16 protein-coding genes are annotated in these 15,648 nt (G+C 73.9%); 5 read left to right on the forward strand and 11 right to left on the reverse strand.

The features are described from left to right. Positions 1–3: 3 nt before the first annotated feature. From OG624_RS17690 to OG624_RS17730, 9 genes are all read right to left on the reverse strand, one after another. Positions 4–1,146 carry a GNAT family N-acetyltransferase gene (locus OG624_RS17690; RefSeq protein WP_033223801.1) on the reverse strand — a complete coding sequence of 381 codons (1,143 nt, stop codon included), beginning with the start codon at positions 1,144–1,146 and terminating at the stop codon, positions 4–6. Further along, positions 1,143–1,961, reverse strand: a complete 819-nt coding sequence (locus OG624_RS17695; protein ID WP_051763557.1) for a lipopolysaccharide biosynthesis protein — start codon at positions 1,959–1,961, stop codon at positions 1,143–1,145. Before OG624_RS17695 ends, OG624_RS17690 begins: the two co-directional genes overlap by 4 nt. Positions 1,962–2,033: 72 nt before the next feature. Further along, the gene (locus OG624_RS17700; RefSeq protein ID WP_244290899.1) at positions 2,034–3,302 is read right to left on the reverse strand and encodes a glycosyltransferase; all 1,269 of its coding nucleotides are present in this window, start codon (positions 3,300–3,302) and stop codon (positions 2,034–2,036) included. Next, positions 3,299–4,075, reverse strand: a complete 777-nt coding sequence (locus tag OG624_RS17705) for a polysaccharide deacetylase family protein (RefSeq protein WP_371639578.1) — start codon at positions 4,073–4,075, stop codon at positions 3,299–3,301. Before OG624_RS17705 ends, OG624_RS17700 begins: the two co-directional genes overlap by 4 nt. Then, positions 4,065–5,771 carry a murein biosynthesis integral membrane protein MurJ gene (gene murJ / locus OG624_RS17710; protein ID WP_202508194.1) on the reverse strand — a complete coding sequence of 569 codons (1,707 nt, stop codon included), beginning with the start codon at positions 5,769–5,771 and terminating at the stop codon, positions 4,065–4,067. The genes OG624_RS17705 and murJ overlap by 11 nt, the downstream gene beginning before the upstream one ends. A gap of 449 nt (positions 5,772–6,220) precedes the next feature. Beyond that, positions 6,221–7,624, reverse strand: coding sequence for an O-antigen ligase family protein (locus OG624_RS17715; RefSeq protein WP_161288910.1), 1,404 nt, complete (start codon positions 7,622–7,624; stop codon positions 6,221–6,223). Further along, the gene (locus OG624_RS17720) at positions 7,624–9,144 is read right to left on the reverse strand and encodes an exopolysaccharide biosynthesis polyprenyl glycosylphosphotransferase (RefSeq protein ID WP_371587896.1); all 1,521 of its coding nucleotides are present in this window, start codon (positions 9,142–9,144) and stop codon (positions 7,624–7,626) included. Before OG624_RS17720 ends, OG624_RS17715 begins: the two co-directional genes overlap by 1 nt. Beyond that, positions 9,141–10,328 (reverse strand): glycosyltransferase, encoded by a 1,188-nt coding sequence (locus tag OG624_RS17725; protein ID WP_326748262.1) that lies wholly within the window; start codon positions 10,326–10,328, stop codon positions 9,141–9,143. The genes OG624_RS17720 and OG624_RS17725 overlap by 4 nt, the downstream gene beginning before the upstream one ends. Before the next feature lie 19 nt (positions 10,329–10,347). After that, on the reverse strand, positions 10,348–11,511 hold the full coding sequence (locus OG624_RS17730; RefSeq protein ID WP_078909493.1) for a DUF3344 domain-containing protein: 1,164 nt from the start codon (positions 11,509–11,511) through the stop codon (positions 10,348–10,350). 102 nt (positions 11,512–11,613) lie between these two features. Between OG624_RS17730 and OG624_RS17735 the strand changes: the two genes are divergently transcribed. The 5 genes from OG624_RS17735 (at position 11,614) to OG624_RS17755 (ending at position 14,695) form a co-directional block, all read left to right on the forward strand. Beyond that, complete coding sequence (locus OG624_RS17735; protein WP_033223797.1) at positions 11,614–11,868, forward strand: chaplin; 255 nt, start codon at positions 11,614–11,616, stop codon at positions 11,866–11,868. A 117-nt stretch (positions 11,869–11,985) separates the two neighbouring features. Beyond that, the gene (locus OG624_RS17740; RefSeq protein ID WP_030386268.1) at positions 11,986–12,396 is read left to right on the forward strand and encodes a rodlin; all 411 of its coding nucleotides are present in this window, start codon (positions 11,986–11,988) and stop codon (positions 12,394–12,396) included. 252 nt (positions 12,397–12,648) lie between these two features. Continuing rightward, the gene (locus tag OG624_RS17745; protein WP_033223796.1) at positions 12,649–12,882 is read left to right on the forward strand and encodes a chaplin; all 234 of its coding nucleotides are present in this window, start codon (positions 12,649–12,651) and stop codon (positions 12,880–12,882) included. 121 nt (positions 12,883–13,003) lie between these two features. Next, positions 13,004–14,158, forward strand: a complete 1,155-nt coding sequence (locus OG624_RS17750) for a chaplin (protein ID WP_371639579.1) — start codon at positions 13,004–13,006, stop codon at positions 14,156–14,158. A gap of 192 nt (positions 14,159–14,350) precedes the next feature. Further along, positions 14,351–14,695, forward strand: coding sequence for a hypothetical protein (locus OG624_RS17755; protein WP_033223795.1), 345 nt, complete (start codon positions 14,351–14,353; stop codon positions 14,693–14,695). Between the two features lie 81 nt (positions 14,696–14,776). On the opposite strand, the gene OG624_RS17760 is transcribed toward OG624_RS17755, so the two are convergent. Together OG624_RS17760 and OG624_RS17765 are read right to left on the reverse strand one after the other, a co-directional pair. Then, entirely contained in the window at positions 14,777–15,016 is a 240-nt protein-coding gene (locus tag OG624_RS17760; RefSeq protein WP_033223794.1) for a chaplin, read from the reverse strand. 154 nt (positions 15,017–15,170) lie between these two features. Further along, positions 15,171–15,620, reverse strand: a complete 450-nt coding sequence (locus tag OG624_RS17765; RefSeq protein ID WP_371639580.1) for a hypothetical protein — start codon at positions 15,618–15,620, stop codon at positions 15,171–15,173. Positions 15,621–15,648: the final 28 nt, after the last annotated feature.

A 15,648-nucleotide genomic window follows, 5' to 3' on the forward strand; every position in this document is an offset into this window, starting at 1 on the left:
GGGTCATCGCACCCGCAGTTCGTTGAGCCGCGCCCGCCAGTCCCTGGCGGCCGGCAGCGTCTCCCGTAGGACGTCCACCGCCCGCTCGCGCCCCGTCAGCTGCGACTCGTGCACCCGCAGCAGGGGCGCGAGTGCCGCCGTGGCCAGCAGGAACCGCTGGTTGACGACCGTCTCGGGCCGCCAGTGGTTCTTGTACGGCTCGTTGCCGCGCAGGAAGCTCACCACCGGGCGGCCCTCGGCGAGGGCCCGCCCGGCCTCGTAGCGCAGCAGCAGCGTCGCGATGTCCACCTTCCGCGTCCGCAGGTCCGGGTCGGCCCCGTACAGGTAGCCGCCGCTGAGCCCGGGCGACAGCAGCGTGACGTTGGCCGCCACCACCTTGCCGTCCAGCCGGAACTCCGTCAGCCGGCTCTCCCCGGCCCGCACCATCCGCCGGGTGGCCCGGGTCAGGTGCTCGGCGAAGCGGGGCCGCAGGTGCTCGGGCGTCACCCCGCGGCCGCGCCACTGCTTCTCGTGCAGCCGCAGCAGGGTCCGTACGGCGCGCGGCACCTCCTGCTCGGCGACCTCGTGCTCCTCGATGCCGGCCGCGTCGGTCTTGCGCAGTTTGGCCCGCACCCGCTGGCCGCCGGAGGCCGGCATCCGCTTGACCAGTTCGTCGAACGGCAGCGTGGGCAGCTCCATGCACGTGGAGTCGGCGAGCACGCTGGAGACACCGGGCCACTGCCGGTACAGCTGCTCGGCGGCGGCCCCGGGACGTACCTCCCGCAGGTCCACGACGGCGCCGCGGGCGGCCCGGTGCAGCCCGCGGGCCAGCGCCGGGACGACCTGGTCGGCGTACTCCGCCGCCACGAGCACGTCGAAGTAGTCGGTGATGGGTCCGCCGAGCGGCACCAGCAGCGGCATCGGCCGGTGTACGAGCATCAGGGCGGCCGCGCCGACCAGTTCCTCGCCGCGCCGGACGAGGACGATCCGGAGCCGGCCGTCCTTGCCGTACGACAGCCACCAGGAGTGCAGCCAGGCGTGGCTCTGGAAGGGGGTGGCGGTGGGGCAGCCACGGAAGAGCCTGTTCCAGGACTCCTCCAGCGCGGCGAACTGCCGGGGGTCGCGGCACAACGTCACCGACAGCCCCCCGGCGCAGCCCGAACTCATCGAACGGACTCCTTCTCCTTGGCCGAGGCCGGCTCACCCTGCGCGGGCAGCGAGGCGTACTCCTCGACGGGAGTCTCGACGGCGGCCTCCGCCGAGGACGCGGCCGAGGTACCGGCGGCGGACCCGGTCCGGGACCCCGTCGCACCGGCTTCGGAACGCCGCGCGCGGCCCGGCCGGGCGAGCAGCCACAGCCCGCCCAGCAGCCCGCCGGCGCACATGCCGACGGCGCCGCTGATGGCGGCGGAGGGGGAGGCGGGCTCGGACGGGGCGACGGCCTGGTTGAACAGCAGCAGCTGGACGCCGGTGTTCTTGGCGGCCTGATTGCTGCTCAGGGACAGGGCGTCGGCGACCGCGTTCGCGATGTCGGCGGCCTCGGCGGGGCTCTTCGAGGTACCGGTGACGGCGATCATCGGGGACTCGGGGGAGGTCTCGGCGCGTACCTGGGTACGCAGCTTCGCGGCGCTGATGCCGGCCCGCGGCTGGGCGTAGGCGAGGGTGGAACTGCTGGTCGCGATACGGGCGTAGGCCTGCGCGAAGCCGAGGGCGGTGGCCGGCTCGGTGGTGTCGTCGGGTACGGCCACGACATAGCTGGTGGCGGCGTACTCGGGGGCCTTGAGCACCCCGTAGGCCCCGCCCGCGGCGAGCCCCAGCAGGGCGCAGGCGGGCAGCGGCCACCACAGGGGCGCCGACAGCCTGCGGCGGCGCGGCCGCCGCTCGGAGCGGTGGTCGGGCTTCCGCTCGGACCTGCCCTCCGACCTGCTCTCCGCCTTCTTCTCGGACTTCTGCTCGGCGTTCTTCTCGGACGTGTCGGCCATGGACGTGCTCGCTTCCTGGGTGGAGGGGAGTTCCTTCGGGTCCCGTCGGGACCCCTTCGGGCAGGGATGGGATCAGCCGGTACCGGTCGGCTCCGCCGGTCCCGGCCCGACCGGCTCGCGCCGGGCACCGACGACCGCCGCGCCACCGGCGCCGGGCACCGGGTCGGCGGCGGCGCGGCCCCGGGCCGCCCCGGCGGCGCCCGGCGCGGCCGAGAGGGCGAGGTCGTACACGTCCAGCAGCTGCCGCGCGCTGCGGGCGATGTCGTAGCGGCGGACCACCGGCGGCGGGGGCAGCCGGCTCGCCCCCGCCTCCATGTGGCCCCGCAGCGCCGCGACCAGCTCCTCCGTGCCGGTGCCGATCCGCCGGGCCCCGGGAGCCTGCGCGGCGGGCAGGTCGTCGATGGCCGGGCAGGTCACGTGCAGGACGGGGAGTCCGGCGGCCAGGGCCTCCACGACGGCGAGGCCGAAGGCCTCCTCCCGCGACGGGGAGACGAAGACGTCCATGGCGGCCAGCAGCGCCGGAATGCCCGGGGTGCGGCCGTCCGCGCTGTCCCCCAGCGGGTCCCGCTCGCCCAGCAGGTGGATGCGGCTCTGCGCGCCGAGCTCGGCGGCCAGCCGGCGCAGTCCCGCCCGCTCCGGCCCGTCCCCGGCCAGCAGCAGGTGCGCCCCCGGCAGCGCGGCCACGGCCCGCACCAGGGCGTCGAACCGTTTGCCGGGGACCAGCCGGCCGACCCCGCCGACCACGAAGGCCCGTTCGGGCAGCCCGGTGCGGGCCCGGGTGGCCCGCCGGACGCCCTCGTCGAAGCGGAAGCGGACGGCCTCGATCCCGTTCGGTACGACGTGCACCCGCGCGGCCGGCACCCCCCACCCCTCCAGCCGGGCGGCCACGGTGTCGGAGACGGCCACCGTGGCCGCGCCCAGGCGTTCGCTGGCCAGGTAGAGCCGGCGCACTCCGCCCGACAGCGGCCTGCCCTCGATCTCCCCCTCGCCGAGGGAGTGTTCGGTGGCCACGGTCGCCGCGGTGCCCGCGAGCCGGGCGGCGAGGCGCCCGTAGACGCAGGCCCGGTACAGGTGCGTGTGCACGAGGTCGTAGCGGCCGCGCCGGATGAACTTCACCAGCCGGGGCAGTGCTCCCAGGTCCCGGTTGCCCCGCATACCGAGGTGGACGACCCGGACCCCGTCCGCGCGCAGCCCCTCGGCCACGGGCCCGGGGTTGGTCAGCGTCAGGACGTCGCACTGCATGGGCATGTGCCGTAGCAGCAGGCGCAGTTGCTGTTCGGCGCCGCCGACGCCGAGGCCGGTGATGATGTGCAGTGCCTTGACCGACCCGATCTCCTTCACCGCCGCACCCCGCGCCGCAGCTCGCGCACCTGGTGGCGGATCTGCTTGATCCGCAGTCGGGCACCGCCGTCGGCCTGGCTGACGTGCGTACGCGGCAGTGCGTGCGGGCCGGCGAGCCAGCCCGGGTCGATGGCGCAGGCGTAGCCGTATCCGGCGGCCCGGGTGGCGTCGACGACGCGGGCGTCGAGGTGCCCGTACGGGTAGCAGAACCCCTCGGGCAGGGTCCCGGTCAGCTCCCGCAACAGGTCGCGACTGCCCTGTAGTTCCTGCTGGAGCACGGCGTCGGCGGTCGCGGTGAGGTCCTGGTGGAGCAGCCCGTGCGAGCCGATCTCCTGGCCGGCGTCGGCGACTTCGCGGATGCCCTCGGCGGTGAGCAGGGATTTGCGCGGGCCGAGCGGGTCCCACACGTTGTCCACGCCGAGCCGCCCGGGCAGGACGAAGAGGGTGGAGGTGCAGTCGTAGCGGCTCAGCAGCGGGAGCGCGTGGGTCAGGAAGTCGGTGTAGCCGTCGTCGAAGGTCAGTCCGACCAGCCCGGCCCCGCGACCGGCCGCGCGGGCCCGCAGCAGTTCGCCGACGGACACCCCGCGCAGACCGCGGGAGCGCAGCCACCGTAGTTGGGCCTCCAGCGCGAGCGGGGTGACGGTGATCCCGTACGGGTCCTCCGCGGGATCGGTGAACTCGGCGACCGAGTGGTACATCAGGACCCACGGCGAAGCGGCCCGACGGGCGGGGACCACCACGGCGGCGGGGGCCGTGTCGGTGTCAGCGGACATTGCGGAACCTCTGCGTGAGCTGGGAGATCTGACCGGGCAGGGCGGTGACTTCGAGGGCGTGCATGGCCATGCCGGTGGCTCCGAACATGGCCGGGACCAACAGGCAGCCGAGGGCGGCGCTGAGCATCGGGTCGGGGATCATCGGGCCGGCGATCCAGCCGAGGGCGCCCGCGGCGACGGCGGCGACGCCGAGCCGGCCGATGCTCCCGGCGACCCGGCGGACCTGGATGGCGATGATCCGCGTGCCGAGGCCGGTGAGCAGCAGGACGGCGGTGGTGGAGATGCCGGCGGCGTTGGCGGCGGCGATGCCGTAGGTGCCCCACCAGCCGACGGCGAAGGCTCCGGCCACGACGTTGACGAGCAGCCCGGCACCCATCGCGAGCGCCGGGAACCAGGTGGGCCGGGCGGTCGAGAAGAAGGGCCGGGAGAGCGCGCCGACGAGGCAGTGGCCGAGGAGTCCGAGTGCGTAGACCCGCATGACGGAGGCGGTGGCGAGGGTGTCCTGGTGGGTGAAGGCGCCGCGTTCGAAGAGGACCTGGATGATCTGGGGCGCGTAGCCGACGACGAGTGCGGTGCCCATCAGGACGGCCAGCGCGGCCAGCGAGAGGTCCTGCTCCACCCGCCGCCGGGCCTTCTCCCGCTCTCCCCCGGCCATGGCCTGGGCGACGACGGGGAAGGTGACGGTGCAGATCATCAGCGAGAGCACCATCGGCATCTGCGCGACCTTCTGCGCGTAGTTGAGATGGGAGATCGCACCGGAGGGGAGCGAGGCGGCCAGGAACCGCTCGACGAGTACCTGCGACTGCCGGAAGACCGCGAAGAAGATCACCGGGGCGATGACCCCGAAGGCGATGAGGGTGGGACGGTCCCGGTCGCGCTGGCTGCGCGGGGCGCACCTCTTCGCGCGGGGCGTTCCGAAGCCCACGTTCCGGACGAAGGCGGGCAGCTGGACGAGCGCCATCAGCAGCCCGCCGACGGCGACGCCGGCAGCGGCGGCCCGGACGCCCCACACGGCGTGCAGGGCCACCATGGTGGCGATGATGCCGACGTTGTACGAGACGTAGATCGCGGCGGGCGGCAGGAAGGACCGATGCGCACGCAGCGCGGCGCTGAAGTATCCGGCGATGCCGAAGGAGAGCACCGTGAGCGCGGTGAGCCGGGTGCACTCGACGGCCAGTGCGGGGTCGGGCAGGCCGGGAGCGAGTACGGCGACGACGGCCGGCGCGGCCAGGACGAGCACGGAGGCGACGACGGCCAGGAGCACGACGAGACGCGGCAGGGTCGCCCCCACCAGGAGGCGTACGGGGTCCTGCGCGCGGGCCTCCCGGCGGGTGAGCCCGGCCCGGCCGGCGGCCCGCCGGGCCAGGGCCTGGCTGAAGGCGGGCACCATCAGCAACGCCATGGCGTCCTCGATCAGCAGCGTCGAGGCCATCTCGGGCACGGTCCAGGCGATCAGGAAGGCGTCGCTGTCGTGCCCGGCCCCGAAGAGGTGCGCGATGGTCTGGTCGCGCACCAGCCCGAACAGCGCCCCGGCGGCGGTCAGTCCGGCGGTGACGGCGGCGGCCTTGGCCAGGAACCTGCCGAGCGGCTGACTCCCACCGGGGGCGTTCACACCGGGTGCGTTCCCACCGGCGGACTCGGGCACACGGTCCTCGGGCCCGGCTCCGGAACCGCTCGCGCGGCGTGCCTGGCGCAGCCGGTTCCGTCCGCCCGGGACGGCGGTCGCGCCCTGGCTTCCGCCGGTGGTGGCGGCGGTGCCCGCGCGGCGCGCGGAGCGCGGCCGGCCCCTCCCGCCGACGGTGGCGGGCTCGGCCGGCTCGGCGGGGTCGCCCGACTCACCCGATCGGACGTCGGCGGAGCCGCTCGCGGTGCGCGCCGCCACCCGCACGCTGTGCCGGCCCGAGGCACCTCCCGGATACCCGGCGGAGCCGAACACCGGCCGGCGCGCCTCCGGTTCACCCCCCGGGAGCCCCCCGGCGACGAACCCGGGATCCGCCGGGCCCGGAGCACCGGATCCGCCGGGGGACGCGGCGAGGCCGGGGTCCGTCGGGACCCGCGAGGGACCGCGGTCGGGGGCGCCCGGGACACGGGCGTGGCCCGCCCCGGCCGGGGGGCCGGAGGCGGGCCGCCAAGGCGTGGTGTCCGTCACGGGCGAGCCGCAACCCCGGGGGCCCTACCCCGTGAACCGACTCCGGCGAAGGCCTCCGTGCCCGCGGCCGCACCGCGCGGTGGACCGGCCTCCCGGGAGGGCAGCGCCCACCAGGCCGCCAGGCCGATGATCACTCCGGTCAGCACCGTGGACGGCCCCCCGATGTCGGCGTAGAGGAAGTCGGTCAGCTGCCACACGAACAGCCCGATCGCGATCAGCCCGCAGTCCCGGACTCCCCCGCCGGAGGCGAGCCGGCGCAGCCCCGCCACCAGCAGGGCCGCCCAACCGCCCACGAGGGCGACCAGCCCGATCAGGCCCTGCTCGCTCAGGATCAGCAGGTACATGTTGTGCGGGGAGAGCAGCGGCTGGCGCAGGTAGGCCTGGCCGGCGCCCGCGGTGTCGCTGCCGGAGGACAGGCCCAGCGAGGCGTGCCCGTCCCGGTTGGCCGGGAAGCCCTTGAGCCCCACCCCGACCGCCGGCCGCTCGCGCCACATCGACTCGGCGGCGGCCCACATCGTGTAGCGGTCGGTCACCGACTGGTCGGGGGCGCTGGAGACCTGGGTGATGGAGGTGAGCCGCTCGGCGACCATCTCCGAACCGACCCCGAACCCGCCGACCAGGACCACCCCGGCGGCCACCAGCGCGGCGACCACCGTCAGGGCCCGCCGGATCCCGGCCAGGGCCATCACCAGCACCGCCGCGCCGAAGGTGGCGATCCACGCGCCCCGGCTGAAGGACAGCACCAGCGGGAGCACCAGCACGAGCGCGCAGCCGGCGGCGATCCGCCGCAGGCGGCGCGGCAGGCCCGGAGCGAGCCCGGCGGCGGTCGCCACGATCAGCCCGTACGCCACGACGGTGGCCATGCCCATGACGTCACCGGGGCCGAAGGTGCCGACGGCCCGGACGTCCTCGCCCTGGTACGAGGCCCCGGTGTGGGTGGCGTACTGCACGACCCCCACCGCGCCCTGCACCAGCGCCAGGACCACGAAGCACCCGGCGGCCAGCCGGAATTCCGCCGCGTCGCGCACCAGCAGCACCACGGCCGCCGGGACCAGGACGAAGACCTGCAGGTAGCGCACGAAGCCGGGCAGGGCGGCGTACGGATCCCCCGCGGTCATCGTGGCGACCGCGAGACCCACGGCCGGTGCCCCGAGCACGAGCACGCCCAGCGGGCTCAGCTCCCGCACCCGGCCGCGCAGTGCCTGCACCGCGCAGACGAGGACCAGCAGCAGGGAGGCCGCGTCGGCCGGGCCGACCTTCCCGGAGGCGGTGGCGTCCCCCGCCGGGAGCGGGGCGAGCAGGAACAGCACGGTCGCGGCGAGCGGCAGCAGCGGCCAGTGCCGGCGCAGCAGACCCGGCACGTCGGGCCGGACCCACCGGCCCGGTAGGGCGAGACTCATCAGCTGCCCCCCAGCCGGAAGCGGAAGAAGGAGGCCGCGGTGCGGGCGAGGATCCACAGGTCCTGCCACAGCGACCAGGTGTCGATGTAGTGGTTGTCGAAGCGGGCCCGGTCCTCGATGGAGGTGTCCCCGCGCAGGCCGTTGATCTGGGCGAGGCCGGTGATGCCGACGGGCATCCGGTGCCGGGCCTCGTAGCCGGGGTGGACGGTGGAGAACTTGGCGACGAAGAAGGGCCGTTCGGGGCGCGGGCCGACCAGGGCCATGTCTCCGCGTACGACGTTCCACAGCTGGGGGAGCTCGTCCAGCGAGGACTTGCGCAGGAAGGAGCCGACCGGGCTCATCCCGCGGTCACCGGCGACGGTCCAGCGGGTGGCGGCCTCGTGCGCGTCGGCGCGCAGGGTACGGAACTTCAGCAGGGTGAAGGGACGCCCGTACAGGCCGACCCGCTCCTGCCGGAAGATCACCCCGGGCCCGTCCCAGACCCGTACGGCCAGCGCGCACGCCCCCATCACGGGTGCGGCGGCGAGCAGGGCGATCAGGGCGAGCACGGTGTCGATGCCCCGCTTGGCCCAGCGCTCCAAGGGCCGCGCCGGACGCGGCAGCAGCGGCTGTACGGCGTACCCCCACAGCTGGTCGGTGGGGTGCGCCACCCGCATGCCGGTGATCTTGGCGGTGCCGGCCGGGTCGGCGAGCCACAGCCGGCAGCCGTGGTCGTGGAAGAGGCGGACCAGGGAGGCGGTGCGCTCGTCGGCCTCCGGGGGGCGGGTGAACACCGCGTGCCCGACGGAGTTCTGGATGACCGCGCGCCGGATGTCCTCGTGGGTGGCGAGCAGCGGCAGGGCGCCGCCGTCGCCCTCGGCGGGTGCCTGCGTGTCGGCGAGTCCGACCGGGCGCAGCCCGAATTCGGGGCGGCCGTGCAGGGCGGCGGCCACCGCGCTCGCCCCGGCGCCGGGTCCGACGACGAGGGCGGAGGAGGGACGGCGTACGGCCGAGCGGCGGTGGAGCTGGTTGACGAGGCCGCGGCCGGCGCAGGCCAGTACGGCCTGCAGGCAGACGGCGGTGAGCAGGGCGCTCCAGCCCATGGCCCGGGCGGGGGCGGCGGCGGCCGTCACGGCGGCGACCGAGCACCACAGCACGGCGGACCGCGCGGCCAGCACGGGCAGTTCGAGGAGCGCGGAGGGGGCGAGCCGCGGCCGGTAGAGCCCGGCCTGCGCGTGCAGCGCGGTGAGCAGGAGGGGCGCCGCGTACAGGACGGCAGGCGCCGTCGCGGGCAGGGTCGTCGCGGTGAGTACGGCGGCCAGCGCGTCGGCGGTGAGCAGCGGGAGCACGCGGCCGCGACGGCGGACGCGCCGGGGGCGTACGGCGGAGCGGGCCTGCGCGGCCCGGGGCCTGCGCGGGGGGTGGATGGCGGTCGCCGAACGGCGGGCCGCCGCGGGGTGCGCGGGCGCGAGGGCGCCTGCGCCGGTCGGCCCCGTGCCGCCCTGCCCGGTGTGCCGGGCGGGTGCGCTGTCCATCGTCATCGGCTGATGCGCTCCTGGTTCAAGGGCCGGGGCCTGCCCAGCAGTTCGTGGTACAGGCCGGTGACCGCGTCCGTGGTCCGCCGCACGTCGAAGTCGGTCCGGGCGTGCTGCCGGGCCTGCTCCCCGAGTTCGGCGAGCAGCCGCGGCTCGGCGAGCAGCCGGCCCAGGGCCTCGGCCAGGGCCGTCGGGTCCTCCGGCGGCACCAGGCACAGGCGCCCCTGGCCCGGCGGCAGGCTTTCCCTGGCACCGCTGACGTCGGAGACCAGGACCGGGCGGCCACAGGCCATGGCTTCGAGCGGGGCGAGCGCCATGCCTTCCCACCGCGACGGCAGTACAACGAGATCGGCGGCCCGAAGCCACGGTCGGATGTCGGCGGCGGCGCCCGCGAAGTGCACGTCGGGTGGGGCGATGCGGCGCAGCCGTTCGGTGTCGGGGCCGTCCCCGACGAGGGCGAGGCGGGCTCCGGGGACGGTGGCGAGCAGCTCGGGCCAGGCCTTCAGCAGGACGTCCTGCCCCTTCTGGTGGCAGATCCGGCCGACGCAGACGGCGAGCGGTCCGTCGGCCGGGAAGCCCGCGGGCAGGGGCAGTTCGGCGCGGGCCAGGGCCCGGTCCCGGTCGGGGTCGGGTCCGCCGGGGCGGAAGTGGTCCAGGTCCACGCCGTTGCGGATCACCGACCAGCGGGCGGTGATCCCCTCGGTCTCGCCCGCGCGGCGTTCGGCGTCGCTGACGCAGAGCACCCGGTCGGCCCAGCGGGCCCCGTACCGCTCCCAGCGCAGCGCGAGCGCGCCGGTGGCCCCGCCGACCGCGTCGAAGGACCAGGCGTGGGGTTGGAAGACGGTGGGCAGGCTCCCGCGTGCGGCGAGTCGGCCGGCGAGGCCGGCCTTGGCGCTGTGGGCGTGCAGGAGGTCGGGGCGTACCCGGTGGAGGACCTGCCGGGCGCCGATGATCTCGGCGGGCAGTCCGGGCCCGGGGGCCCGCCCGGCGCGCCAGGTGAGCACTTCGGCCCCGGCGGCGCGGGCGGTGTCGGGGAGCGTGCCGCCGGGCGGACACCCGACGACGGTGCGCAGCCCTTCGGCGGTCTGCGCGCGGACGAGGTCGGTGACGACCCTGGCCACACCGCCGTCGACGGGTTGTACGAGGTGGAGGACGGTCGTGGGTTGTGCCGACCGAGGTTGACTGGGCACGTGGAGTGGTCTCCTACGTTCAGCGGCGCGCGTCTGTCTGAACGAAGAGCACACCGAGGAAATGACCCTGACTTTCACCCGTGAACCTGAAGTTCAGACTGCGGGCGCCATCGGACAGTGCGGGGCTCAGGTCGAACACGTCCGCGTCATATCCGAGATTGTTCATATGTTCGGGCTGTCGCACGAACGACTGATCGCCGAATTCCGTGATCGTGGAATTCATAACATCATTAAAAGGATTTTCTCCATCACTGAGACTCACCCGGCGGCCACTGTCGGCCGTCACGGTGAGTGAATCCCCGAGGGTGCCGCGGTCCCCGTCGTACCCGACCATCCCGACCCGACCCGCGGAGCCGGCCGGCGCGTCCAGCCCCTCGATCTCGACGATCGCGTCCCCGGCGCGGGCGGCGAGCGGCTCGAAGCCGTCCCACAGCGAGATCCGGCGCACCGGCTCCTGCGGGTGCTCGTAGGCGACGACCAGCGTCCAGCCGCCCCAGGCCCCCACCTCGGAGTGGCCCATCGCGATGTTGAGCTGGGCCACCGTCCACATACCGGCCCCGCCCTTGCGGACCAGCGGGGTCACGTCGGCGGAAGCCTGGTAGGCGTCGCTGCCGGCGTCCGTGCGGTGGCCCATCACCGTGTCGGCGAGGACCTCCTTGTACGCGCCGCCGGGTTCGGCGACCAGCACCCGGCCGTCGTCCTGCGGCGGCTTCTGCTCGCCCACCCGCAGGTTCCCGCCCCAGTAGAGCCGGGCGTACGAGACCTTCGCGCCCTGCGGGACCTTGAGCTCGGCCCGGGTGGAGTTGTAGGTGTCCGGGTCCTTGTCGACCTCGCTGTAGAACATCTCGAAGTCGCTGTTGACCCCCGCCGCGCCCTTCTTGACCTCGGCGCACGGCTCGGCCTGCGGGGAGTGTTCCTTGCGGCAGCTGATGCCGGAGTTGGAGGCACGCACCAGCCCGCCGTGCTGCACGGCCTGGTAACGCTGGGTGAAGGGGATCCGGGGCAGCTCCTTGGGAGCGGGAACCGCCGCCCCCGCCGTCTGGGCGTTCACGGAAAGAGTGAGGCAGGACAGCAGACCGAGCGCGCCGAGGATTCTGCGGGAGGAACCCATGACCCTGTCTCCATTTTCGATCAAGGGGACAAAACAGGAGTGAACTTTGTCAGAACTCGGGCCGGAAATCACGTCGGACTCGCTCGTACGGCCTTTTGGGCGATAACACGCACCCTCGCAACGGGCGGGTCGTTATGGGTTGCACCATTGTTCGAACCGAAAGGAAATACGGAGATGAAGAAGAGGCTGGTGCGCGGCACCACCATCGCCGTCGCGAGCGCCGCCGCGCTGATCGGCGGCGCGGGCCTCGCCTCCGCGCACGGCGGGGACGGCGCGACGGCTCACGGCGTCACGGCGGGGTCCCCCGGCGTCCTGAGCGGCAACCTGCTCCAGGTGCCCGTCGACGTCCCGGTCAACGCCTGCGGCCTCACGGTGAACGTGATCGCCCTGCTGAACCCCTCGTTCGGCAACACCTGCATCAACGCCTGACGTCAACCGTGCCGCCCGAAACGCCCGCATCCGGGTGAAGCCACGCAACCCACACCGGGGCGGCGGCGTTGATCCGGGTGCTCCACTACCGGGCAATCCTGCAAAAAAGGGACGACAATGATCAAGAAGATGATGGCCTCGGCCGCGGTTGCCGCCTCGGTCGTGGGCATCGGCGCCGCCATGGCTCCGCAGGCGATGGCGATCGGCAACGACAACGGCGTCAACACCGTCCAGGGCAACGGCGCCGCGCAGATCTACGGCAACCAGGCCACCTACGGCAACATGAGCCCGCAGATGGCGCTGATCCAGGGCTCCTTCAACAAGCCCTGCATCGCCCTCCCCGCGAAGGCCAACGTGCAGTCCGTGCTGGCGCTGGTCAACGTCGGCGTCCAGGACATCCCGGTCCTGTCCAGCCCGCAGAACCAGCAGTGCACCGAGAACTCCACCCAGGCCAAGGGCGACGAGGCCCTCTCGCACATCCTGGACAACATCCCGATCCTCTCCGGCAACGTCTCGAACGGCAGCTGACCGAGGCCCCGCCCGCGAGGCCGTCGCACCCACCGGGTCGCGGCGGCCTCGCCGCATGCGGGGCCGGAAAACTTACCGGCCCCCGAAATTGTCGATATGAATCCATCGACTCCCGGAATTCGATCCGAACAGCGGACCGGGCATCGGGGTGAATTACCGACAGGCCACCGAGAATCTGCGGTTTCTTTTTCCCCGACCGCTCGTTGTTATTTCTGCAGTGGACACGCCTCTGCGGGAAGGAAAGAAATCAAAATGACGTACAAGAAGGCAGTGGTGCTGGCCGCCGGCGCTCTCATGCTCGCCGGTGCCGCCTCCCCCGCCATGGCCGACTCGACCGCCCACGGCGTGGCCGCGGGTTCCCCCGGCGTCCTGTCCGGCAACCTGCTCCAGGTTCCGGTCCACGTCCCGGTCAACGTCTGCGGCAACACCGTGAACATCATCGCGCTGCTCAACCCGGCGTTCGGCAACACCTGCGTCAACGCCTGACGAAGCGCTTCCGCCCGCGAGGGCAAGCCTCCTCGGGGTGGCCTCGGAGTGCACGGCGGTGCACTCCGAGGCCACCTCCGATTCCACACCGGCCATGGCGCCGGTAGACAGGGAAGGACCCATGCGACAGGTACTGAGCCGACAGGTACTGGGCAAGGGGATGCTCACGGCGGCAGCCGCGTCGAGTCTGCTGTCGATCGCGACCGGCGCGGCCTACGCGCACCCCGGAGCGAGTGCCGAGGCCTCGCACTCACCGGGCGTGCTGGCCGGCAACAGCGTCTCGGTACCGATCACCTTCGCACCGAACGTGTGCGGCAACAGCGTGGACGGCGGTGCGGCGCTCAACCCTGCGATGGGGAACACGTGCGTCACCGACACCGGTTCGCACGCGGACGACGGCTACGACTACGGGCGCTACCTCAGCCCCGAGAACGCCCAGGCCTTCGAGCGCTACCTCGACGAGCGCGAGGGCCGGCACGTGGTGCCGGAGCAGCGCCACGGATCGCCGCGCCACGCGGGCGGACCGGAGCAGCCGCGGCACGAGCAGGCCCGCCACGAGCAGCCCCGACAGGACGGACCGCGGCACGCGAAGCCGCGCCAGGAGGAGCCGCGTCACGAGGGTGGCTACGGCGGCCCCGGTGAGCAGCGGGGCAAGGAGGAGTGCGACGACCACCCCGAGTCGTCACCGCCGCCCCCGCCGGCGCACCACGCTCCCCCCGCGCCCGAGCGGCCGCACCCCATGCCGGAACCGGTGGAGGAGCACCCGGCCCCGCTGCCCACCCCGGAGCCGGTCCAGGAGGCCCCCGCGCCCCCGGCCGAGGAGTCGCCGCACACGCTGCCCGCCCCGGAGCCCGCCCCGGCCCCCGTCGAGGAGGCTCCGCACCCGCTGCCGGCCCCCGCGCCCGGCCCGGCTCCCGTGGTGGAGGAGGGGCCCCCCTCCGGGCCGCCGCACGGCAGCCTGCCCGTGGAACACCCGGCGCCGGCCCCGGCGCCCGCGCCCGAGGTGGTACCTCCCGCGGACCAGCCGCCGGCCGCCCCCGGCGGTGACACCCCGGTCACCCTTCCCCCGGCGCCGGCCCCGGCCCCCGCCCCGGCCCCGGCCCCGGCGCCCCTCCCCGCGCCCGCTCCCGTACAGCCGTCGGCCCCCGCTCCGGCGCACGTGACCGGGCCGGTGCTGGCCGAGACCGGCGCGGGGCAGCCCGCGGCCGCGGCGGCCCTCGCCACCGCCCTGATCCTGGGCGGCGCCATTCTGTACCGGCGGTCGCGCGTCTCCTGACCGGCAATACCGGTAATCGGAATAAACATCGGCCGGAGAATCCCTCGTCGGATTCTCCGGCCGCTGTCATGCCCGCACCACATAACCGCGCGCGTTCGCGTTTCCGTAGCGACGGGGAATCGTTACCCAGGGTGAAAGTGGCGCGACGGTCGCCACTGACGCCTCTGTCCACGAAAGAAGAGGATTTCGATAATGAAGCTCACGAAGGTCGCCGCTGTCGTCGTCGGCTCCGTCGCCGCCCTCGGCGCCTCCGCCACCGCCTTCGCCGCCGAGCCCGCGGCCGCGATGCCCCCCATGAGCCTGACCGGCGGGGTGACCGAGACGCTGAACGCCGTCGGGCCCGTCTCGGAGTCCCTTCCGCAGACGGTCGGCAACGGGCTGGCCGAGCAGGGCGACACCGTCAACAAGGTCGTGGGGACCGCCCAGAAGGTCAACAAGGTGCGCAACGACGTGCCCGGCACCGTGCTCGGCCTCGCGAACGGCGCCACCCAGGCGTCCCCGATGCTCGGCGGCGTGAAGCTCAACGGCGGTCAGTGAACCGTCCCGGTCGGCCACGTGCCGACACGACTGTGGGCGCCACCGGCGAGGCCGGGGCGCCCACAGTCGTTCGTGCGAACGTCAGTTGTTGACGCAGACGTTGCCGAACGCCGGGTTCAGCAGGCCGACGACGTTCACGGTGTTGCCGCAGACGTTGACCGGGATGTGCACCGGCACCTGGGCCAGGTTGCCGGACAGGACGCCGGGGGAACCCACGGCCGCGCCCTCGGCCGACGAGTCGGCGGCGGCGGAGCCGGCGGCACCGGCCGCAGCGAGACCAGCGGTGGCCAGGACCAGGGCGGCCTTCTTGGCAGAGTTCATGGGAAGTGCACCTTCTGTTCGATGTTCTGCCCCTAACCGGGGCTCACACCGAGCGAAACGGTCCAGCTTCCCAGACGACACGGCCTCGCGCACGATGAGACCTGTTCGGCTCAATTGTCGTAACCATCCGACGGGTTACCGGTCCGTACCGGCCCTACGGGACGGCCGGAATGTCCGGAACCGTGGGAATCACGGGGATGTCCGGGATCGCCGGGGTGGTCGGGACCTCGGGCAGGGCGTCCACCGGCGGCAGCTGCGGGATGAGGCCGGACAGGTCGGGCAGTTCGGGGAGCTTGATGTCCGGCAGCTGCGGCAGCTCGATCGGCGGCAGCGTCACCCCGTCGGGCAGCAGACCCCCGACCGTCGCGAGAAGACCTTCGAGGGTCTTGGTGAGGCCCGCCAGGAGGTCGTCGATGGGGCCGGCGGCCGCCGCGCGCCGCTCGATCTTCTCGACCTGCTTCTTGACGGAGGCCACTCGATCGGTGAGGGCCGCGGAGCCGTCACCCTCCGCGGCGACCGCGGGGGCAGCCGCGCCCGACAGTATGACGAGGGCGAGGGCCGACGGGACGAGGAGGCGGGCGCGGGACGGCTTCGTGCGGTGCATGGATGTTCCTTCGTGGTGGGGACACGAG

The organism is Streptomyces virginiae, assembly GCF_041432505.1.
Lineage (GTDB): Bacteria > Actinomycetota > Actinomycetes > Streptomycetales > Streptomycetaceae > Streptomyces > Streptomyces virginiae_A.

What these genes read in the sequence shown, in the direction of transcription:
- OG624_RS17720 (WP_371587896.1), bottom strand. Translation starts at nt 9,144, where the DNA reads ATGACGATGGACAGCGCACCCGCCCGGCACACCGGGCAGGGCGGCACG.
- OG624_RS17755 (WP_033223795.1), top strand. Translation starts at nt 14,351, where the DNA reads ATGAAGCTCACGAAGGTCGCCGCTGTCGTCGTCGGCTCCGTCGCCGCC.
- OG624_RS17765 (WP_371639580.1), bottom strand. Translation starts at nt 15,620, where the DNA reads ATGCACCGCACGAAGCCGTCCCGCGCCCGCCTCCTCGTCCCGTCGGCC.
- OG624_RS17705 (WP_371639578.1), bottom strand. Translation starts at nt 4,075, where the DNA reads ATGTCCGCTGACACCGACACGGCCCCCGCCGCCGTGGTGGTCCCCGCC.
- OG624_RS17740 (WP_030386268.1), top strand. Translation starts at nt 11,986, where the DNA reads ATGATCAAGAAGATGATGGCCTCGGCCGCGGTTGCCGCCTCGGTCGTG.
- OG624_RS17735 (WP_033223797.1), top strand. Translation starts at nt 11,614, where the DNA reads ATGAAGAAGAGGCTGGTGCGCGGCACCACCATCGCCGTCGCGAGCGCC.
- OG624_RS17760 (WP_033223794.1), bottom strand. Translation starts at nt 15,016, where the DNA reads ATGAACTCTGCCAAGAAGGCCGCCCTGGTCCTGGCCACCGCTGGTCTC.
- OG624_RS17690 (WP_033223801.1), bottom strand. Translation starts at nt 1,146, where the DNA reads ATGAGTTCGGGCTGCGCCGGGGGGCTGTCGGTGACGTTGTGCCGCGAC.
- OG624_RS17745 (WP_033223796.1), top strand. Translation starts at nt 12,649, where the DNA reads ATGACGTACAAGAAGGCAGTGGTGCTGGCCGCCGGCGCTCTCATGCTC.
- OG624_RS17695 (WP_051763557.1), bottom strand. Translation starts at nt 1,961, where the DNA reads ATGGCCGACACGTCCGAGAAGAACGCCGAGCAGAAGTCCGAGAAGAAG.
- OG624_RS17715 (WP_161288910.1), bottom strand. Translation starts at nt 7,624, where the DNA reads ATGAGTCTCGCCCTACCGGGCCGGTGGGTCCGGCCCGACGTGCCGGGT.
- OG624_RS17750 (WP_371639579.1), top strand. Translation starts at nt 13,004, where the DNA reads ATGCGACAGGTACTGAGCCGACAGGTACTGGGCAAGGGGATGCTCACG.